This is a genomic window from Methylocystis parvus, assembly GCF_049675845.1.
Taxonomy (GTDB): domain Bacteria; phylum Pseudomonadota; class Alphaproteobacteria; order Rhizobiales; family Beijerinckiaceae; genus Methylocystis; species Methylocystis parvus_A.
The window spans coordinates 848,033-867,119 of sequence record NZ_CP187161.1 but is presented as its reverse complement, the minus strand read 5'-3'; the positions used below and the strand labels follow the sequence as shown (position 1 = coordinate 867,119).

16 protein-coding genes and 2 pseudogenes are annotated in these 19,087 nt (G+C 65.1%); 14 read left to right on the top strand and 4 right to left on the bottom strand.

Translation table 11 applies throughout. The features are described from left to right. Nucleotides 1–9: 9 nt before the first annotated feature. The 3 genes from ACPFMJ_RS04670 to lptG form a co-directional block, all read right to left on the bottom strand. Nucleotides 10–807: a DsbA family protein gene (locus ACPFMJ_RS04670; protein ID WP_424362693.1), complete on the bottom strand. Its 798-nt coding sequence runs from the start codon at nucleotides 805–807 to the stop codon at nucleotides 10–12. 108 nt (nucleotides 808–915) lie between these two features. Further along, nucleotides 916–3,516: an LPS-assembly protein LptD gene (locus ACPFMJ_RS04665; RefSeq protein ID WP_424362692.1), complete on the bottom strand. Its 2,601-nt coding sequence runs from the start codon at nucleotides 3,514–3,516 to the stop codon at nucleotides 916–918. Further along, a complete protein-coding gene (gene lptG, locus ACPFMJ_RS04660; RefSeq protein ID WP_424362691.1) occupies nucleotides 3,516–4,601 on the bottom strand; it encodes an LPS export ABC transporter permease LptG in 1,086 nt (361 codons plus the stop codon). The genes ACPFMJ_RS04665 and lptG overlap by 1 nt, the downstream gene beginning before the upstream one ends. Nucleotides 4,602–4,986: 385 nt before the next feature. Between lptG and ACPFMJ_RS04655 the strand changes: the two are divergent. The 14 genes and pseudogenes from ACPFMJ_RS04655 to ACPFMJ_RS04590 all read left to right on the top strand — a co-directional run bounded on the left by ACPFMJ_RS04655 (nucleotide 4,987) and on the right by ACPFMJ_RS04590 (nucleotide 18,633). Beyond that, nucleotides 4,987–6,530: pseudogene (locus ACPFMJ_RS04655) on the top strand (leucyl aminopeptidase). 224 nt (nucleotides 6,531–6,754) lie between these two features. Then, the gene (locus ACPFMJ_RS04650) at nucleotides 6,755–7,159 is read left to right on the top strand and encodes a DUF4383 domain-containing protein (RefSeq protein ID WP_424362690.1); all 405 of its coding nucleotides are present in this window, start codon (nucleotides 6,755–6,757) and stop codon (nucleotides 7,157–7,159) included. Nucleotides 7,160–7,225: 66 nt separating this feature from the next. Beyond that, the gene (locus tag ACPFMJ_RS04645; RefSeq protein WP_424362689.1) at nucleotides 7,226–7,531 is read left to right on the top strand and encodes a BON domain-containing protein; all 306 of its coding nucleotides are present in this window, start codon (nucleotides 7,226–7,228) and stop codon (nucleotides 7,529–7,531) included. Between the two features lie 60 nt (nucleotides 7,532–7,591). Beyond that, the gene (locus ACPFMJ_RS04640; protein ID WP_424362688.1) at nucleotides 7,592–8,077 is read left to right on the top strand and encodes a DNA polymerase III subunit chi; all 486 of its coding nucleotides are present in this window, start codon (nucleotides 7,592–7,594) and stop codon (nucleotides 8,075–8,077) included. Further along, the gene (locus ACPFMJ_RS04635) at nucleotides 8,074–8,778 is read left to right on the top strand and encodes a class I SAM-dependent methyltransferase (RefSeq protein WP_424362687.1); all 705 of its coding nucleotides are present in this window, start codon (nucleotides 8,074–8,076) and stop codon (nucleotides 8,776–8,778) included. Before ACPFMJ_RS04640 ends, ACPFMJ_RS04635 begins: the two co-directional genes overlap by 4 nt. Then, nucleotides 8,775–9,815: an ABC transporter ATP-binding protein gene (locus ACPFMJ_RS04630; protein WP_424362686.1), complete on the top strand. Its 1,041-nt coding sequence runs from the start codon at nucleotides 8,775–8,777 to the stop codon at nucleotides 9,813–9,815. Before ACPFMJ_RS04635 ends, ACPFMJ_RS04630 begins: the two co-directional genes overlap by 4 nt. A gap of 187 nt (nucleotides 9,816–10,002) precedes the next feature. Then, complete coding sequence (locus ACPFMJ_RS04625; protein WP_424362685.1) at nucleotides 10,003–10,914, top strand: ABC transporter permease; 912 nt, start codon at nucleotides 10,003–10,005, stop codon at nucleotides 10,912–10,914. Continuing rightward, complete coding sequence (locus tag ACPFMJ_RS04620; RefSeq protein WP_424362684.1) at nucleotides 10,911–11,702, top strand: ABC transporter permease; 792 nt, start codon at nucleotides 10,911–10,913, stop codon at nucleotides 11,700–11,702. Before ACPFMJ_RS04625 ends, ACPFMJ_RS04620 begins: the two co-directional genes overlap by 4 nt. A 28-nt stretch (nucleotides 11,703–11,730) precedes the next feature. Beyond that, nucleotides 11,731–12,279, top strand: a complete 549-nt coding sequence (locus ACPFMJ_RS04615) for a CDP-alcohol phosphatidyltransferase family protein (RefSeq protein WP_424362683.1) — start codon at nucleotides 11,731–11,733, stop codon at nucleotides 12,277–12,279. Nucleotides 12,280–12,283: 4 nt separating this feature from the next. After that, nucleotides 12,284–13,546: an AI-2E family transporter gene (locus ACPFMJ_RS04610; RefSeq protein ID WP_424362682.1), complete on the top strand. Its 1,263-nt coding sequence runs from the start codon at nucleotides 12,284–12,286 to the stop codon at nucleotides 13,544–13,546. A gap of 6 nt (nucleotides 13,547–13,552) precedes the next feature. After that, the gene (locus ACPFMJ_RS04605) at nucleotides 13,553–14,080 is read left to right on the top strand and encodes a hypothetical protein (RefSeq protein ID WP_424362681.1); all 528 of its coding nucleotides are present in this window, start codon (nucleotides 13,553–13,555) and stop codon (nucleotides 14,078–14,080) included. Between the two features lie 140 nt (nucleotides 14,081–14,220). After that, nucleotides 14,221–16,394: pseudogene (locus ACPFMJ_RS04600) on the top strand (RNA degradosome polyphosphate kinase). Next, nucleotides 16,387–17,913: an exopolyphosphatase gene (gene ppx / locus ACPFMJ_RS04595; protein ID WP_424362680.1), complete on the top strand. Its 1,527-nt coding sequence runs from the start codon at nucleotides 16,387–16,389 to the stop codon at nucleotides 17,911–17,913. Before ACPFMJ_RS04600 ends, ppx begins: the two are co-directional and overlap by 8 nt. Nucleotides 17,914–18,021: 108 nt before the next feature. Further along, nucleotides 18,022–18,633: a hypothetical protein gene (locus ACPFMJ_RS04590; RefSeq protein WP_424362679.1), complete on the top strand. Its 612-nt coding sequence runs from the start codon at nucleotides 18,022–18,024 to the stop codon at nucleotides 18,631–18,633. Between the two features lie 64 nt (nucleotides 18,634–18,697). On the opposite strand, the gene ACPFMJ_RS04585 is transcribed toward ACPFMJ_RS04590, so the two are convergent. Beyond that, complete coding sequence (locus tag ACPFMJ_RS04585) at nucleotides 18,698–18,985, bottom strand: hypothetical protein (RefSeq protein WP_424362678.1); 288 nt, start codon at nucleotides 18,983–18,985, stop codon at nucleotides 18,698–18,700. Nucleotides 18,986–19,087 lie beyond the last annotated feature (102 nt).

The following is a 19,087-nucleotide window of genomic DNA, read 5'->3' as shown; positions in this document are numbered from 1 at the left end:
GCAAGCCGCTCAGCAACTCGCCTTGCCGCATTTGTGCATGTTGTCGATCTTCGCCTTGAGCTGGGCGTAGGGCAGGCCGCCGACAATCGCTTCCTTGCCGATGACCCAGGACGGCGTGCCGTCGAACTTCAACTGCTCGGCAAGCGTCGCGACTTCTTTCAGCGCGGCCTGCGTCTCGGGGCTGTTGGCGTCCTTCTCGAGACGATCCATGTCGGCCCCGACTTCCTTCGCTGCGGCGAGGGCCTGCGCCTTGCCGATATGGCCGCGCGTCGAGAGGAGCTTCTTGTGGAACTCCCAGAATTTGGCGGGCGAAAGCTGCATGCGCGCGGCGGTCGCGACATGCGCGGTTTCAACGGAGTCGGCGCCGAGAATCGGGAAATCCTTGAGCACGACCCGCAGCTTGGGGTCGCCCTCGATCAACTTGGAGACGGAGGCGAGCGACTGTTTGCAGTAGCCGCAATTGTAGTCGAAGAATTCGACCAGCGTGACGTCGCCGTCCGGATTGCCCACGACGGCCTGGTTCGCGGAGTGGACGATCTTGTCGCCATTCTCGTTCACGGCCTTTTCGCGGGACGCGAGCTCCGCGGCTTCCTCGCGCTTCTTGAGTTCGTCGATCGCTTCGCGGATCACTTCGGGATTGGTGATCAGATAGTCGTGGATGATCTTCTGAATGCCGGCCTTCTGCTGATCGGTGAAGGCGTCGGCGGCCTGCGACGGCGTCACGGCGACGGCCGCGCCGCAGAGAGCGCCCGCGAGCGCAAGGGCGCGCCACGAGACGAGGGCGGCCAGGGACATGGAGCGGCGCATCTTTTTCTCCTTAACGCGGGGAAGGCTTTTTGCTGACGGGCTTTTATCAGACGCGCGCGGCCGTGTCATTGATAGCCGCGCGCGGTGCGATAAGGCGTTGACGGCCGATCAATATTGTATGCCGCTGCCGCCATAGGAGCCGCCGGGGCCTGCATTCCGCACGCCGTCATTCACCAGCACCGAGCCGAGGCCGTAATTGAAGCGCGCCTCGCCCAAAGTGCGGAAGCTCAGGGTCACCATCACGGACTGGTTGCGCGCGGGCAGACCCGTATAGGACTGCGGCTGATAGATCTGCGAATAATTGATCGACAGCGTCGTGCATTCGTCGTGATAGCCGACGCCCGCGCCGAGCGCCGCGACGGAGAAGAGCGGCGCCGTGCCGATCAGGTTGATGCCGGTGAAATTGGTGTAGAGCGCCGGCTGCTGGGTGAGGCCGTTATAGAGGTAACGGCTCATGTCGAAAGTGACCGTGCCGTTGAGGAAGTAGTTCTTCGTGATGTCATAGCGGCCGGTGGCCGAGAGGCCCTGGCGGCGCACGTCGAAGCCGATCGCCGGCTGCGACGCGTAATTGGCGTATTGCAGCTGCAGAGTGACCGGATCGAAGTTGAAGGTCGAGAAGAGGTCGATGCGCCTCGCGTTCAAGTCCGTCTTGTCGAAGCGCCCCTTGGCGACGAAGCTGACAAAGGCGTTCGGCGCAAAGGCGAAGCGGCCGACAATGTCGGAGACGCGCGAGTTGAGGCCGGAATTCAGGCCCACATTCGCGGCGTCGGCCTGCGCGTAGGAGTTTGCGCCGGCGACCTGCGACGACTGGCCCAGCATGGCGTTGATAAAGCCGCCATTGGCCAGCGAAAGCGTCGCCTGCCCCCCGTAATTCAAGCGCGTGCCCGTCTCGAAGCGGTCGTAGCCCGAGAACTTGCTCCATTCGAACAGCGTCGAGTCGTCGAAGACGAGGCTCTGCGCGTCCATATTGACGAGCGAGGGGATCGAGGTCTGGTTCGGACGCGCGACCAGCTGCGCGATCGGTTCGAAGACGATGTTCCCGATCGGGCTGCGCGCCAGGATCGGATAGCGCCATTCGGCGCCGAAGCCGGGGGTCGCCTGGCCGCGGAAACGCTGATCCTGGCCGTTGAAAAACAGACCCTGATTCGCGTTCGGGATCGGCTGCCAGAAATTGTTGTAGGCGGGATAGACGCCCTCGCGATCGTAATCGAGATAGCTGCCGACGAAGCGCGCGAAGGCGAAGGCCGTCCAGACGCCGCCGACAGGGTCGATGACCTTGCGCTTCCAGTTGCCGCTCAGCGTCGCGTGCTCGTAAGCGCCGCCGACGCCGCGCAGCAGGCATTGGCTGCGATTCGGATCCGCGTTGGGCGCGTAAACCTGGCAAACGTTATAGAGGCCATAGAGGCGGTCGAGCGTGCGCGGATTGATCGACTCGTAATTGGCGATATCGGCCGACGTGCTGGTGACGTTGGCGTCGATCTCGATCTGGCCGCCAATCCCGCCGGTCTTTTTGGGATCGACGTCGAAGACGCGGTTGTAGTCCCCGACCGGATGAACGACCGGCTGCTGGGCCTGGATATCGTTGGGCGAAAGGCCCTGGAAGTAGTAGCCGCGCAGGTCGAACCAGCTGCGCGGACCCTGGCCGGTCAGATAGATCGTCGAGGACGACTCGCGGAAGAAGTAGTTCTGCAGGAGGTAGTTGTACTGCTTGTAGTCCTGCAGGAAGTAGCGATCCGACAGGGCGGTGATGTCCCAGCCGAATTTCCAGCGATCATTGAGCGCGAATTCGCCCAAGGACTGGATGGCGCCGCGCCACTCGCGATCGCGCGCGCCGAGCGGCGGCGGCGCGAAGGCGCCCGGATTGCCGACATGCGTGCCTTCGGCGCGGATCGAGAAGCCGCCATTCTCGAAGCGCTTGCGGAATTCGGCCGTCAGGAACGGGCCCTGGCTCGTGAAGATGGTGGGCGTGACCGTGAGGTCGGAATTCGGCGAAATGGCCCAGAAATAGGGTACGCCGAAGCCGGCGCCGAGCTGCGAGCGATAGGTGAAGACGGGCGTGAGGAAGCCGGACTTGCGCTTCACCGTCGGGTCGGCGGACGACCAGAAGGGAACATAGGCGATCGGCGTTCCGAGGAGTTCGAAAGTCGCATCCTCATAATAGATCATCTTCTCCACGTTATCGTGGATGATCCGCTTCGCCTTCACCACCCAGGTGCGCGGTTTGCTCGGGTCGTCCTTGCAGGCCTCGCAGGCCGTATAGGCGCCCATGTCGAATGTCGTCTCGTCGCCGGCGCGTTCGGCGCGGGCGGCGCTCATATGGGTGTTCTGCGGCGTGTCGACCTGCAGGCTCTCGATGAAGCCGGCCTTGAAGTCGTCGGTCAGATCGAAGCGCTCGGCGCGCGCGATCGTGCCGTCCGTCTCGGTCAGCTTCGCGTGGCCTTCGGCGAAAACGCGCGACGTGTTGCGGTCATAGACGACACGATCAGCCTCCAGCAGGCGACCCTTGTAGAGGATCTGCACCTGGCCGCGGGCCGTGACGGTGTTCTTCTTGTCGTCATAGACCATCTCCTTGGCCTCGACGACCATGCGCTCGCCGGCGCCCGAAGGGGCGGCGGCGCGAGCCGGCGTCGCGGCGAGCAGCAGCGTTCCGCCCGAGAAGGCGGCGACCGTTGAGAGGAGAGCCGAGAGACTGCGGAGGCGGCGACGCATCAACCGTCCTCCGAGTAAAGCAGAGTAAGCGTGCCCAACATGCTCCCGACAAGCGCAGGCGACCAAGCGGCTACGAGGGGGGAAATCATTCCTGCGCCGCCGAGATCTGAGAGGACTTTGGTAACTATGTAAAGCACGAAGCCTGCCACGACGCCACCGGAAAGGGTTTTGGCGACGCCGCCAAATCGAAAGAACCTTAATGAAAAACTAGCCGCCACGAGAACCATGGCGACGAGAAGTAGCGGACGCGCCAGAAGAGTCTGGAATTGCAACCTGTAGCCGGTGGCGTCGAGGCCCGCCTCGGCCGTGCGGGCGGTGATGGCCGGCAGACGCCAGAAGGGCGTGCCTTCGGGGGGCGTCGTCGCCGCGGCGGCCTGATCAGGGGTGAGATCGGTCGCGAGCATATAGGAGGTCACCTGACGCGCAGGTTCGCCGGGGGCGCTGACCGTTGCGTCCTTCAACACCCAGACGCCGGGCTCGAGATGCGCCTTGGCCGCCTCGACGCGCTCCACGAAGCCGCCGTCGGCGGAATAGATATTGACGCTCACGCCCGTCAGGTCGACGCCGGCGTTCGCGGTCTCCAGAGCGTGTATGACGGCGAGCCCGTCGACACCGTGCTGGCGCAGCCAGACGCCATGGTCGATTCGAATGCTGCCCGGGCGCCCGAAAATCTCGAGCTCCATTTGCTCGGAGCGCTGCTTCATCTCGGCGGAGAGCGGATTGTAGATCGTCACCGAGACGATTCCGATCAGAAGGGCCGTGAGCGCCGGCGCGGCGATGAATTGCCACACGGACATGCCGGCGGCGCGCGCCACGATCAGCTCGAGCTTGCGGGTGAGGTCGACGAAGGTCGCCATCGAGCCGAAGAGCACGGCGAAGGGAAGAATCATCTCCGCGGCGGAGGGCACCTTCATCGCGGTCATGAGAGCGACCGTCCCGGCGCCTGCCGCGGGATTGTCGCTCGAGCGCCGAAGCATCTCGACGAAGATGACAACGAACATCAGGCAGAAGATCGTGAAGAAGATCGCAAGGATCGTCTTCATGAAGCGCATCGCGAAGTAGCGGGTGATCGTCAGGCCGATCATGCGCGCGCTCCGGCGCGGGGCGCAAGGCGGATCGGCGCGGGCGTTCGCGTCAGCGTCGTCATCGGCCCCCGGTTCGCCCCTCTATCCAGATGAAATCCGCCCCGCTTAGGGCTTCGTTAACGATCGCTAGACGCTTCCGCAAAAGTCGACAGGCTTTTGCGGAATGCGCTCCAACATATTGAGCTAGCACGTTTTCTTATCGGACGGGGCCGACAACGCATTCATTTTGCGAGCGTTGCCTTTCCGCAACGGCGCCATTTTCGCCCGGATCGCGGCGTTTTGGGGGCGCGATTTGACCCGCGCCCTTGGCCGGGATATTGCGCGCCCAATGTTCCTTTAGCGCGGCCACTCGGCCCCCGGCGCAACCCTTCAGCGAGGCTCGTCCATGTCTCTCAACGCAAAATTCGAGGTTTTGTCCTTCGACGAGGCGGAAGCCGCCCTGCGCGCGCCCGAGGACGCGGGCCGGCCGCGCACCCTCGTCGTCTTCGCCGGGACGGACCTCGCGCTGGGGGACCGCGCCAAGTCCATTCTGAAAGACGCCGGGGCCCTGATCGAGCGCGCCGCCGGCGCGGCCAAGTTCAAGGGCAAGACCGGCTCGTCGCTGGAAATTCTCGCGCCCGCGGGCGTCCCGGCGAGCCGCCTGCTCGTGGTTGGCGTCGCCGCCATCGCCTCGGACGAAGAAAAGCCCGCCAAATTCGAGGATTATCTGGCGCTTGGCGGCCAGGTCTCCGCGAAGCTCGGCGCGGGCTCCTCGGCGGTGATCCTCCTGGATCTGCCGGAGGCGCCGGCAGAGCCGGCCGCGGCGGCGGCTCAATTCGCCCTCGGCGCATGGCTGCGCGCCTACAAGTTCGACCAGTACAAGACCAAGAAAAAGGACGAGGATAAGGACGGTCCCGTCGAGATCCAGCTTGGCGTCGCGGATGCGGAGAGCGCGAAGGCTCAGGTCGCCGAGGCGGCCCACACGGCCGAGGCCGTGGTTCTCGCCCGCACGCTCGTCAACGAGCCGGCCAATGTTCTGTCGCCCGCGGAATTCGCCCGCCGCGCCTCGGAGCTGATGAAGCTGGGCGTCGAGGTCGAGATTCTCGACGAGAAGACCATGGCCGAACTCGGCATGCGCGCGCTGCTGGGCGTGGGGCAGGGCTCCGAGAATGAGAGCCGCCTCGTCGTGCTGCGCTGGAATGGCGGTGCGGCGGACGCGGCTCCCGTCGCCTTTGTCGGCAAGGGCGTCGTCTTCGACACCGGCGGCATCTCGATCAAGCCCGCCGCCGGCATGGAGGACATGAAGGGCGACATGGGCGGGGCGGCCGCGGCCGTGACCGGCCTCCTGCACGCGCTCGCGCGCGCAAGGCCAAGGTCAATGCCGTCGGCATTCTCGGCCTCGTCGAGAACATGCCCGACGGCAAGGCGCAGCGTCCCGGCGACATCGTGAAATCCATGTCCGGCCAGACGATCGAGGTCATCAATACCGACGCCGAGGGCCGGCTCGTGCTCGCCGACGCGCTGACCTACGTCATCGAGAAACACAAGCCTGCGGCGATCGTCGACCTTGCGACGCTTACCGGCGCGATCCTCGTTGCGCTCGGCCAGGAATATGCCGGCCTCTTCTCCAATAATGACGAACTCGCCGACCGCCTGGCCAAGGCGGGAACGGCGACGGGCGAGAAGCTGTGGCGCTTCCCGATGGGCCCCGTTTACGACAAGCTGATCGACTCCAAATTCGCCGACATGAAGAACACCGGCGGGCGGCACGCCGGCTCGATCACCGCGGCGCAATTCCTGCAGCGCTTCGTCGGCAAGACGCCATGGGCGCATCTCGACATCGCCGGCACGGGCATGGGCTCGCCGTCGAGCGACATCAACCAGAGCTGGGGGTCCGGCTTCGGCGTGCGCCTGCTCGACCGGCTGGTGAAGGATAATTACGAGGGGTGAGTTTGCCCCGACGCCCTACCTACTTTGTGAGCAGTCTGAAGCAGCAGCGCCGCGCAGCTGCTTTGAACGGCGTCTTGCCGGCGGTGAGTGGTGGGCAAGGCTAAGCTGCTGAATTTAATTTGAAAACATCTTGCTGTGTCCCACCTATCGCGCGTGTGGGAATGCGGGCATTCCCCGGTCGATCCACGCATCTCAAGCGATGCGAAGAGCGAAAGGAACATGCAATGGAACGCAGCATCGCCGGTCAGAACGTCAACGCCGATACGCTCGCGAAAGTCCTCGGCTGGATTTTCATCGTCGTCGGCATCCTCGGCTTCTTCCCCAATCCGCTCGTGTCCTGGCGCGGCGTCTTCGAAACCGACGTCGTACACAACATCATCCATCTCATCAGCGGCGGCGTCCTGCTTGCGGCGCCCTATTACAATTCCTCCGTCGTGACCCTCCGCGTCGTGGGCGTCATCTACGCCATCATCACAATCATCGGCTTCATCTCGCTCAACGCGCTGAGCTGGATGGCGGTGAATGGGCCGGACAACTGGCTGCACCTCGTCCTGGCGATCCTTATGCTGTGGGGCGGTTACGCCCTGACCGCCGAAGGCGGGGACCGCGTGACCACCGCCCATCTGTAAAACTTGTCTTGCGCGCCGCGGCTCGAAACCGCGGCGCGCCCCTCATTCCCTTTGGGAGCGCGACCGATGACGGCTCTGCCGCAGGACGTGAAAACGGCGATCATCGAGGCGCTGAGGGAGGGCGGAGTCGATCCCTCCCGCATCCTCGTCGACCTCCATGGCGAAGAAGTCATCGTAAAGGGAGACGTGAATTCGGAAGAGGAAAAGGCGGCCGCTGAACGGGTGGTCGAGCGCCTGGCGCGCCGCGCCAAGGTCCAGTGCGAGCTTGCCGTGTCGCTCATCTATCACGCCGGCAAGGACGCGGTTTACGAGGCCAGCATCGAGTCCTTCCCCGCGAGCGATCCGCCGAGCTGGACGCCCGGGACCGCCTGAAGGCTTGCGCGCCGCCGCCGAATTGGCCATCAAAGGCCCCGCCGCCGGTCGCGAGGGCCCATGGTCGAAATCTCCTTCTACCACCATCAGACTCGCACAATCGAAGACACGCTGCCGAAGCTGCTCGAGCTTTCCCTCGGTCGCGGCTGGCGCGTGATCGTGCAGGCGGCGAGCCCGCAGCGGCTCGACGCGCTCGACCAGCGTTTGTGGGCCTATAAGCCCGAGAGCTTTCTGCCGCACGGAAGCGCGCGAGACGCCTCGCCGGAAACGCAGCAGATCTATCTGACCTGCGCCGACGACAATCCGAACGGCGCCGACGTGCGGTTTTTCATCGAGGGCGCGCGGATCGCGCCGGTGCTTTCCGGCGCCGCGGCGCCAAAGACGCGCGCCGTGCTGCTCTTCGACGGCGAAAATCCGGATGAACTCGCAAATGCGCGCGCGCAGTGGAAGGAATTGCGCGACGCTGGGCAAACGCTCGTCTATCAGCAGCAAGACGAGAGCGGGCGCTGGATAGAGAAAGCGCGCGAACCCAAGGCCAAGGCATGACCGATCCAGATTTCGCCGAAAGGCGCGCCCGCGCGCGTGAAAAGCTCGACGCCATCGACCCGCACAAGCGCGCGGGCGGCGTCGCCGCCGATCCGCAGCGGCGCGAATGGTTCGAGGCCGTGTACGAGCTTGCGGGCGACGACGCTGCGGGCGTTCCCTGGGCCGGACTCGCCTCGCATCCCGTGTTGGCCCAATGGCTCGAGGGGCGTTCGCTCCAGGATTTTCGCGTACTCGACGTCGGCTGCGGCCTCGGCGACAATGCCGAGGCTTTGGCCGCCGCCGGCGCGCGCGTGACAGCCTTCGATCTCGTGCCGCGCGCCGTGGAATGGGCGGTCAGGCGTTTTCCGCAGAGCGCGGTGAACTATCGCGCCGCCGATCTCTTTCATGCGCCGCGGGAATGGCGCGGCGCTTTCGATCTCGTGCACGAGCTTTACACGTTGCAAGCGCTGCCCGATGCGCTGCTGCCCGATGCGGCGCGCGCGCTTGCGTCTTTCGTCGCGCCGGGCGGGATGTTGCTCGTCATCTCCCGTGCGCGGGACGAGGGGCAGGAGATTGCGGGGCCGCCCTGGCCGCTGACGCGCGCGCAGATCGAGGCGCTTGCGGTTGGCGGTCTGGTTCTTTCCTCGCTTGAACGCATTGCCGGAAGCGAGACGACGGCGCCGCATTGGCGCGCAGAATTTGTTCGGGACGACCGCGGGTGAGCGCGCCGCTTCTCTCCGTTGTTGACGTAACGAAAGCCTATGGCGCCGTGGTTGCGCTGGATGGCGTGTCGATTGACGTCGGCGCCGGCGAATTCTTCGCGCTGCTCGGACCGTCGGGCTGCGGCAAGACCACGCTCATGCGCTCGATTGCAGGCTTCGAGACGCCCGATAGCGGCAAGCTCACGCTGGGCGGCGAAGACCTCGCGGGCGTTCCGCCTTACCGGCGCCCCGTGAACATGATGTTCCAGAGCTACGCGCTCTTTCCACATCTCAACGTGTTCGAGAACGTGGCCTTCGGCCTGCGCCGCAAGGCGGAGGCCGAAGACGCGATCCGCGCGCGCGTTTCTGAATTGCTGGAGATGACGCAGCTCGCGCCCTTCGGCGCGCGGCGCATCAACGAGCTCTCGGGCGGCCAGCGCCAGCGCGTCGCGCTCGCCCGCGCCTTGGCGCCGCGGCCCGCGCTTCTGCTGCTCGACGAGCCGCTCGGCGCGCTCGACAGAAAGCTACGAGAAGAGACGCAGTTTCAGCTCAAGGAAATTCAGCGCAAGACGCAGACGAGCTTCGTCATCGTCACGCACGACCAGGACGAAGCCCTTGCGCTCGCCGACCGCATCGCCGTCATGCGCGCGGGCAAAGTGGAGCAGATCGCCTCGCCAATGGAGATTTACGAGAAGCCTGCGACGCGCTTCGTCGCGGGCTTCGTCGGCGAGACGAATTTCATCGACGGCGTGATCGACGGCGCGGCGTTCGTCGGTTCTTTCGCGCGCCTTCAGCGCGCCGACTGCGCGCTTGCCTCGGGCTCCCGCGCGACGCTGAGCGTGCGGCCAGAGCGAATCGAGGTTTCGCGAGACGGGGAGGGGATAGCTGGCCACGTGGAGGACTACGTCTTCCGCGGCGAATATACGCTGCTGCGCGTGCGCGTCTCGCCGGATGCAGTCCTGCGGGTGGGCGCCTATGACGGGCGGTTCGCCATTGGCGACGAGGTGAGGCTGAGCATTGCGCCGGATGCGGGCGTGTTGTTCGCGGGGGAGAAGTGATGCGAGCCATCGCGAGCTTTCTCGACGTTGCCGGCGGCCCCCTCCCTGTCCCTCCCCCGCAAGCGGGAGAGGGGACGCTCGCGATCAGCCGCGTCGATGAAGGCGACGGTCTGCCCCCTCTCCCGCGAAGCGGGGGAGGGTTGGGGAGGGGGCCACTCGCTTCTCGCAATGGCGGGAGCGCATTGCAATGAAGCAGCGCCGTCTCTCCATCGGCCAGCGCCTGACGCTCGCGATCCCCTATCTCTGGATCGCAGCCTTCTTCCTCGCGCCGATGCTGCTCATCGCGAAGATTTCGCTGTCAAATTCGGTGCTGGCGCGCCCGCCTTACGCGCCGCGCTTTCTGCCCACGGACTCGCTCGCGGAGCTCTGGGCGAAGGCGCAGACGCTCACATTCGAGAGTTACCGCGCGCTCGTCAGCGATAGTCTTTACTTCGACGCCTATGTCTCGTCGCTTTGGATTGCCGCTGTCTCGACTCTCGCGACGCTTCTCGTCGCCTATCCCTTCGCGCTCGCCATGGCGCGAAGCCCGCAGGCGTGGCGGCCGTTTCTTATCGGCATTGCGGCGGCGCCGTTCTGGACGAGTTTTCTGATCCGCGTCTATGCCTGGATCGCGCTGCTGAAGGACGAGGGCCTCATCAACAATGCGCTGATGGCTCTGGGGCTCATCAACGCTCCGCTGGAGATGTTCGCCACGACCGGCGCAGTCATCATCGGCATCGTCTATTCCTATCTGCCTTTCATGCTGCTCCCGATTTATGCGGCGCTGGAGGGACAGGACCCGAGCCTGCGCGAGGCGGCGGCCGATCTCGGCGCCTCGCCCGCGCAAGTCTTCCTGCGTGTGACGCTGCCGCTCTCTCGCGATGGCGTTATTGCCGGCGCTTTGCTCGTCTTCATTCCGGCGGTCGGCGAATTTGTCATTCCGGATCTTCTGGGCGGCTCCGACACGCTGATGATCGGCCGCACGCTCTGGAACGATTTCTTCGCCAATCATGACTGGCCCGCCGCCTCCGCCGCCGCCATCGCGCTCGTGAGCATCCTGCTCGTTCCGCTCCTTCTGTGGGAGCGCGCGCGCTTGCGGGAAGAGGAGGGGCGCCGGTGAGCCGATCCGCCAATGCCGCGCGCATCGCCACGCTGATCGCGGGCTTCGTCTTCCTTTACGCGCCCATCGTCATTCTCGCGGCGATGAGCTTCAACGCCTCGCGCCTCGTTTCGGTCTGGGGCGGCTTCTCGACGAAGTGGTACGCCGCGCTCTTCGAAAACGAGTTGCTCATCGCCTCGGCCAAGATCAGCTTCGCCGCCGCGACGCTCTCGGCGACCATCGCAACCGTTCTTGGCCTCCTCGCCGCGATCGCGCTCGCCCGTTACGGCGCCTTTCGGTCGCGCATGCTGTTTTTCGGCGCGGTTCATGCGCCGCTCGTCCTGCCCGAGGTCGTGCTTGGTCTGGCGTTGCTTTCCTGCTTCGTGGCGCTGGGGATCGGACGCGGCTTTGCGACGCTCGTCATTGGGCATGTGACGCTGACCATGTGCTTCACCACGGTCGCCCTTTTCGCCGCGCTGCGCGGCTGCGATCCGACTTTGGAGGAGGCCGCGATGGATCTGGGCGCGACGCCCGTCCAGGCATTCGCCCTCGTGGCTTTGCCGCAGATCATGCCGGCCGTGGCGAGCGCTTTTCTGCTCGCCTTCACGCTCTCGCTCGACGATCTCGTCATAGCGAGCTTCGCTACGGGGCCCGGCGCCACGACGCTGCCCATGCGCATCTATTCGCAGGTCAGGCTTGGCGTCTCGCCGCAGATCAACGCCATCTCGACCCTGCTTCTTGGCCTTGTCGCGCTCGCGCTCGGCGTCTCCGCGCTGGTCATGCAGGCGGGCAAGCGCCGGGGATTGTGAAAGGCCTGCGACGCGCCACATAGGCGTCATGGCCTCCCGCTGGTTCGCGTCTCTCCCCAATATGATCACGATTGGAAGACTGGTGCTCACGCCGGCGATCATCGGCATGGGCATCGACGAAAGATGGAGCGCGGCCTTTCTCATCTTCATCGTCGCGGGCGTCTCGGACGCGCTCGACGGCTGGCTCGCCAAAACCTACCACTTGCAGTCCGAACTCGGCGCCGTGCTCGATCCGCTGGCGGACAAGGCGCTGATCATCTCGATCTATGTCCTGCTCGCCAGCGCGGGGCTTCTGCCTCCCTGGCTCACGATCCTCGTCGTCTCCCGCGACGCCCTGATCGTGGGCGGCGTGCTGGTGGCGTGGTTCCTCTCGCGGCCCGTCAAGGTCAGGCCGCATATGTCATCCAAGATCACGACCGCCCTGCAACTGGGGCTCGCCGGTTTCGTTCTGGCCGGGGAGGCCTACGGGTTCCGGCTGGAAGCTCTGGAAAGCCTCCTCGTGGCCGGCGTCGCCGCATTGACCGTGACTTCCGCAAGCGTCTATCTGTGGCTCTGGGTCCAGCATATGAGGCCTTGAGCATATGGCGAAGCAGAAGCTGCCGGCGACCCCCCGCGCACAGGGGCAGGGGGCGCGTAAGCCCGCGAATTTGTCTTCGGCCGTCGTGACGCCGGCCGACATCCAGCAATCCGAGCCCGTTCAGGTCGTCGCCGTGAAATGGGCGGGGCTGAGCCTGGAGCGCCAGCTGGCCCTCTGGGGCGTGACGCTCCTCGTGCTGGCGTCGATTCTCTATGTCTTGAGCCCGGTTCTCGCCCCCTTCGTCGCAGGCACGGCGCTGGGCTACCTGCTCGACCCGGTGGCGGACCGCCTGCAAAGGCTCGGCTGCTCGCGCCTCGGCGCAGCGCTCATCCTGCTGTCGCTTTTCATCGCCATCGTGGTGACCGGGATCGTCATCCTGCTCCCGATCCTGACCCAACAGCTGGCGGGCTTCCTTACCGCGCTCCCGGGCTATCTGCAGACCCTGCATGGCCTCGTGACGGACTGGAGCACGCATTTCACCAGCGAATATCTCAAGGAATTTCTGGATAAATACGGCCTCGGCGGCGCGGGCGCGAATCTTAGCCTCGACGTTGAGAAGTATTTCAACGATCTCGCCAGCCAGGGCGCAGCGCTCGTCGGCGACTTTCTGAAATCGCTGCTGTGGCGCGGCTATGCACTCATCAATGTGATTTCGCTCATCGTCATCACCCCGGTCGTGGCCTTCTATATGATGCTCGACTGGGACCACATGGTGCAGATCATCGACGATCTCGTGCCGCCGCGCCATCGCGAGGACGTGCGGATGCTCGCCCGCGACATCGACCGGGCGCTCGCGGGCTTCGTGCGCGGCCAGTCGCTCGTCTGCCTGTTTCTGGGCGTGTGGTACGCCGTCGGCCTGTCGGCGATCGGCCTCAATTTCGGCTTCCTGATCGGCGTGATTGCGGGCTTCCTCAGCTTCATTCCCTATGTCGGCTCGATCACGGCCTTCGTGCTCTCCATCATCATCGCCATCGTGCAGGCCTGGCCGCATATCAACCTGCCGGTCGAGGCCATCGCCATCGTGTCGACGGGCCTCGTCATGGACGGTTACGTGCTGTCGCCGCGCCTCGTCGGGGCTTCGGTTGGTCTGCATCCGGTCTGGATCATGTTCGCCTTGCTCGCCTTCGGCGCGCTGTTCGGCTTCACCGGGCTGATCGTCGCCGTGCCGGCGGCCGCGGCGCTCGGCGCCCTTATGCGCTTCCTCGCCCGCCGTTATCGGGCCAGCGCGCTCTATCGCGAATCTCCCTACGCGCGCGACCGGGCCTGATCCGGCATGGCGGAGGTGAAGCCGGCGCAGCTGCCGTTGGAACTGCCCTTGGAGCCGCGTCTCGGTCGCGCCGATTTCCTGGCGGCGCCGTCCAACGAGGCGGCGCTCGCCATGGTCGAGCGCTGGCCGGACTGGCATGACCGCATCCTGCTGCTGATAGGTCCGCCGGGGAGCGGCAAGAGCCATCTGTTGGCGATATTCGCAGATCGCGCCTCGGCGCTGCGCGCGGACGGCGCCCGTCTGCCCTCGCTCCATGCGCTGAACGCAGGGGCGCCGGCGGCCATCGCGATCGACGACATCGATCGCCTCGGGGACGAGACGGCGCTGTTCCACCTCCTGAATTTCGCTGTGGAGCACCGGGTCTTCGTGCTTATGACCGCGAAAAAGCAGCCGACCGCCGCCGAGGTGCGGCTGCCGGACCTGCTGTCACGGTTGCGTCGCGCGCCTGTGGTCGAAATCGGCGCGCCGGACGACGACCTCATGCTGGCGGTGCTGGACAAGCTCGAGGCGTCCGGCTCCGTGACGGACGATTAACCGGCAGGCGTTTTCTGTCTGCCTCCGCCGCCGCCATTGTGGCATGATGGGGAAAACGGGAAAGCGGCATGACAACTGCCAATATTCGAGAGAAGACCGAGCGCGGCGCGACGCAGGTTGAGGCCGCCGCGATCGAGGTGATGGACCCGGCGGGCGAAATTCTGGAGCATCCCGACGAATTGGCCGTTTCGCCGCGCCGCTTCATCAATCGCGAACTCTCCTGGCTCGAATTCAACCGTCGCGTTCTGGAGGAGGCCTCCAACAAGAACCATCCGCTGTTGGAGCAACTGCGCTTCCTGTCGATCTCCGCCAACAACCTGGATGAATTCTTCATGGTCCGCGTGGCGGGCCTGCGCGGCCAGGCGCGCGCGGGGCTCACGACGGCGTCGCAGGACGGCCTGACGCCGCCGAACAGCTCGCCAAGATCAACGAGCGCGTGGTGCTGCTCACCAATGAGCAATTGCGCCGCTGGCGCGAGCTGCGTCGCGAGATCGAGGAAGTCGGCATCGTGATCGTCGAGCCCGCCGATCTCTCGAAGACCGACGCGAATGGCTCGAAGATCACTTCCTCGCGCGATCTTCCCGGTGCTGACGCCGCTCGCGGTCGATCCGGCGCATCCGTTTCCCTTCATTCCCAATCTCGGCTTCACGCTGGCGCTCGAGCTTGTTCGCCCCGGCGATCGCAAGACCCTGCAGGCGCTGGTGCGCCTGCCGCCGAAGATCGAGCGCTTCGTGCAACTGCCCCGGAGGCGAAAGCCGACGCGCACGCGCGAGCGCTTCATGCTGCTCGAAACGCTGATCGCCATGAACGCGCAGCGCCTGTTCCCCGGCTATGTGCTGCGCGGGCAGGGGCTCTTCCGCGTCATCCGCGACAGTGATCTCGAAGTCGAGGAAGAAGCTGAAGACCTCGTGCTCTTCTTCGAGACCGCGCTGAAACGCCGCCGTCGCGGTTCGGTGATTCGCCTCGAAGTGGCGTCCGACATGCCCGACACATTGCGCGGGCTTGTCGCCGAGGAGCTCGAAGTCGATCAGAGCGAAGTCTTCCAGATCGACGGTATGCTCGCGCTCAACGATCTTTCCGAACTCGTCGCGCTCGATCGCCCCGACCTGAAGTTCAAGCCCTACAACCCGCGCTTCCCGAGCGCGTGCGCGACAATGGCGGCGATTGCTTCCTCGCGATCAAGCAGAAGGACCTCGTCGTCCATCACCCTTACGAGTCCTTCGACGTCGTCGTGCAGTTCCTGCAGCAGGCGGCGCGCGATCCCAACGTCATCGCGATCAAGCAGACGCTCTATCGCACCTCCAACAACAGTCCGATCGTGCGCGCGCTGGTCGAAGCGGCGGAGGCCGGCAAGTCGGTGACCGCGCTTGTCGAGCTCAAGGCGCGCTTCGACGAGGAGGCCAATATTCGCTGGGCGCGCGACCTCGAGCGCGCCGGCGCGCAGGTCGTGTTCGGCTTCATCGAGCTGAAGACGCACGCCAAGCTGTCGATGGTCGTGCGCCGCGAGGGCGCGGCCTCGCCACCTACTGCCACATCGGCACCGGCAACTATCATCCCGTCACGGCGCGCATCTATACGGACATTTCTCGTTCTTCACCGCCGATCCCGTCATCGGCCGCGACGTGTCGCGCATCTTCAACTACATCACCGGCTACGCCGAGCCCGCTGGGCTCGAACGCATGGCCGTCTCGCCGATTTCGCTCAAGAAGAAGCTGCTCGAGCATATCGAGCAGGAGATCGAATTCGTGAAGGCCGGAAAGCCCGGCGCGATCTGGGTGAAGTGCAACGCGCTGGTCGATCCCGAGATCATCGACGCGCTCTACATGGCGTCGCAAGCCGGCGTCTCGATCGATCTCGTGGTGCGCGGCATCTGCTGCCTGCGGCCCGGGGTGCCGGGGCTTCTCGGAAAACATCCGCGTCAAAGTCGATCGTCGGGCGCTTTCTGGAGCATGCGCGCGTCTATGCTTTCGGCGGCGGGCATACGCTGCCGCATCCGCGCGCGCATGTTTACATCTCATCCGCCGATCTCATGCCGCGCAATCTCGACCGCCGCGTCGAGACGTTGCTGCCGATCATCAATCCGACGGTGCATCAGCAATTGCTCGACCAGATCATGATGGCCAATCTCATCGACAATGAGCAGAGCTATCGCGTTTTGCCAGACGGCTCGTCGCAACGAATCTCGCCCGCCGATGGCGAGGAGCATTTCAACGCGCATAAATATTTTATGACGCATCCGAGCCTCTCCGGCCGCGGCAAGTCGCTCAAGGACTGGCGTCCGCGTTCGCTGTTGAAGCGCAAGCAAGATGCTTAAACGGTTCCTGCGTCCGCAGCCCGTCGAGGCGCCGAGCGCCTCGCGGCCCGTCGCCATTGTCGACATCGGGTCCAACTCGGTGCGTCTCGTCGCCTATCAAGGGCTCTCCCGCGCGCCCACGCCCATCTTCAACGAGAAGGCCATGTGCGGCCTCGGCAAGGGCGTGGTGACGACAGGGCGGTTGCCGGAGGAGGGCGTCGAGAAGGCGCTGAAGGCGCTCAAGCGTTATCGCGCGCTCTGTGAAACCATGGGCGTGCTCGACGTCGAAGTGATCGCCACCGCCGCCGCGCGCGACGCCGAGAACGGGCCGGCTTTTCTGGAAGCCGCGCGCGCCGCCATTGGGCGGGAAATCGTTCTTCTATCGGGAAGGCGCGAAGCGGAGCTGTCGGCGCTCGGCGTCGTCTCCGCCGTTCATGCGCCGGACGGCGTCGTGGGCGATCTCGGCGGCGGCTCGCTCGAACTCATCGACGTGAAGGGCGACCAACTGGGCAAGGGCGTAACGCTGCCGCTCGGTGGCCTCGCGCTCATGGACGCCTCCAGGAAATCGCCGCGCGAGGCGACGCGCATCGCCCGCAAGGCAATCGCCGGCGCCAAGCCGCTCGAGCATCTCAAGGGCCGCACTTTCTACGCCGTGGGCGGCACCTGGCGTTCGCTCGCCAAGCTGCACATGCGCCAGCGCAATTACCCGCTCGGGGTCATGCACAATTACCGCATCCAGACCAATGAGGCCGCGGATTTCGCCGCCCTTGTCGAGCATGTCGACAGCGCCGCGATCGAGGACATCGAGAGCGTTTCCGCCGCGCGCCGGCCGCTGCTCGCTTATGGCGCGATCGTGCTGGACGAAATCATCCGGCGCGCAAAGCCGCGCGAGATCGTGATCTCCGCCGCCGGCGTCCGCGAGGGGCTTTTGTTCGAACGCCTGTCTGACGCCGAGCGCAGGGTCGATCCGCTTCTCGCCGCCTCGCGCGAACTGGAGTCGCTCTATTCCCGCGCCCCGGGCTATGGCGACGAACTCATTGCCTGGACCGACGCCTTCATGGCCTCGACCGAGATCGACGAGTTGCCGGAGGAGAAGCGCTTGCGCCACGCGGCTTGCCTCCTTTCCGACATCGCCTGGCGCGCACATCCCGAATATCGCTCGCAACGGGCGCTGAATGTGGTCACGCACGGCCCCTTCGTCTCGGTCGATCATCCCGGCCGCGCCTTTCTCTCGCTCGCCATCGTCATGCGCCATGAGGGGCCGGAGGGCGGCGAGGGAATCGGCGCGATCCGCAGCCTGCTGACGACGCGCCTCTTCGTGCGGGCGCGCCTGCTCGGCGCCGTGATGCGCGCGGCCTATGTGCTTGCGGCCTCCATGCCCGGCATCCTGCCGCGCACGAGCCTCGCCATTCGCGGCGGCGTGCTCGCGCTGTCGCTGCCGGCCGATTATGCCGACCTGGCCAGCGACCGCGTCTTGAATCGCCTCAAGTCGGTGGGCCGCTTGGTGGGGGTGGACGCACAGATACAGATCGAGGGCTAGCGCGCTCGACTGGCTGGATTTGGCGGGCTTTTGGCGAAGATCGTTCTTTGCCAAAGGTCAATTCCCGACGCAACTTGAGCGTTCATCGCGGCGATCCGGGAGCGTCACATGCTGAAAAAGCTATTCCTCGCGGCGGCGCTTTGCGCCGCGACTTCGGCCCAGGCCCAGATCAAGGCGGAGCACCCGCGCTTCTGCGTCATGAGCGTCGGGCCGACGCAGATGATGTTCAGCGCCTTTCAGGAAAACAGAAGCGACGAAATCTACTGCCAGCATATCGCCGCCGCCGGGCCGACGATGATCATCCTCGACGCCAAGAGCAACGAGCTCCGCGATATGAATGTCGAGGTGCGGCTGATCAAGAATGTCGGCCAGAAGGACTGGCGCGACGATCTAGACGCCACGACCGTCGCGGCGATTCCGGCCAAGAAATACCTTGCGGATCGCGGCACGACGAGCTTCACCCACGATTTCAAGGGCGATGGCGACTACATCGCCATCGTGCGCGCGACGAGCGATGACGGCGCGAAGGAATATGTCGGCGAATATCAGTTCACCGTCGGCTCTTCTTATGAAGAGGCGCTGATGACGGGGGCGCTCGCGTCGCTGCTGGGCTTTGCGGGTTTCCTGATGTGGCGTCGCGGCACGGGCGCCACGAAGAGCGCATCCCCGGAGGGGCAGGCGAAGCCGGAAGGGTCCGCAGCTCGACACTCGACCATGTAAGGCCGCAATTCACCCTCCCCTCGAGAGGGGAGGGTGGAAATCCGCTTCACTCACGCGTTCCAGGCTAGCCGCCCGTCAGCCGCAGCAAGTTGCGCTCGACCTTCCGCTTGTATATCGCCACTGCGCGCCCGGCGGCGTGATGCGCTTCGCCGGCGAAGATGGCCCGAGCGGCCGCCATCGAGGCCTCGGCCGCCGCGTCGATCTTCTCCGCGACCATCAGGCTGCTTTCGTGCTTGGGATCGACCACGCCGAACGCCATTTGCGTCAGCCGCACGGCGATGACCGCATTGGCCGTCACGCTCAGCGCGAGCGTATCGACAAAAAGCGTGGTCAGGCCCGACTTGCTGTCCATTGGCGTGAGTCTCCCTCGGCAAGAGGCCAAGTCTGCGCCATCTGTGACAGAAATGCAAAGGCTGGGCCTGCCAGAGGGTTAGGCTTTCGTTGTTGCGATGCG

Excerpts from the sequence above, each read along its gene's own strand:
- ACPFMJ_RS04670 (WP_424362693.1), bottom strand. The coding sequence starts at position 807 with ATGCGCCGCTCCATGTCCCTGGCCGCCCTCGTCTCGTGGCGCGCCCTT.
- ACPFMJ_RS04665 (WP_424362692.1), bottom strand. The coding sequence starts at position 3,516 with ATGCGTCGCCGCCTCCGCAGTCTCTCGGCTCTCCTCTCAACGGTCGCC.
- lptG (WP_424362691.1), bottom strand. The coding sequence starts at position 4,601 with ATGATCGGCCTGACGATCACCCGCTACTTCGCGATGCGCTTCATGAAG.
- ACPFMJ_RS04650 (WP_424362690.1), top strand. The coding sequence starts at position 6,755 with ATGGAACGCAGCATCGCCGGTCAGAACGTCAACGCCGATACGCTCGCG.
- ACPFMJ_RS04645 (WP_424362689.1), top strand. The coding sequence starts at position 7,226 with ATGACGGCTCTGCCGCAGGACGTGAAAACGGCGATCATCGAGGCGCTG.
- ACPFMJ_RS04640 (WP_424362688.1), top strand. The coding sequence starts at position 7,592 with ATGGTCGAAATCTCCTTCTACCACCATCAGACTCGCACAATCGAAGAC.
- ACPFMJ_RS04635 (WP_424362687.1), top strand. The coding sequence starts at position 8,074 with ATGACCGATCCAGATTTCGCCGAAAGGCGCGCCCGCGCGCGTGAAAAG.
- ACPFMJ_RS04625 (WP_424362685.1), top strand. The coding sequence starts at position 10,003 with ATGAAGCAGCGCCGTCTCTCCATCGGCCAGCGCCTGACGCTCGCGATC.
- ACPFMJ_RS04615 (WP_424362683.1), top strand. The coding sequence starts at position 11,731 with ATGGCCTCCCGCTGGTTCGCGTCTCTCCCCAATATGATCACGATTGGA.
- ACPFMJ_RS04610 (WP_424362682.1), top strand. The coding sequence starts at position 12,284 with ATGGCGAAGCAGAAGCTGCCGGCGACCCCCCGCGCACAGGGGCAGGGG.
- ACPFMJ_RS04605 (WP_424362681.1), top strand. The coding sequence starts at position 13,553 with ATGGCGGAGGTGAAGCCGGCGCAGCTGCCGTTGGAACTGCCCTTGGAG.
- ppx (WP_424362680.1), top strand. The coding sequence starts at position 16,387 with ATGCTTAAACGGTTCCTGCGTCCGCAGCCCGTCGAGGCGCCGAGCGCC.
- ACPFMJ_RS04590 (WP_424362679.1), top strand. The coding sequence starts at position 18,022 with ATGCTGAAAAAGCTATTCCTCGCGGCGGCGCTTTGCGCCGCGACTTCG.
- ACPFMJ_RS04585 (WP_424362678.1), bottom strand. The coding sequence starts at position 18,985 with ATGGACAGCAAGTCGGGCCTGACCACGCTTTTTGTCGATACGCTCGCG.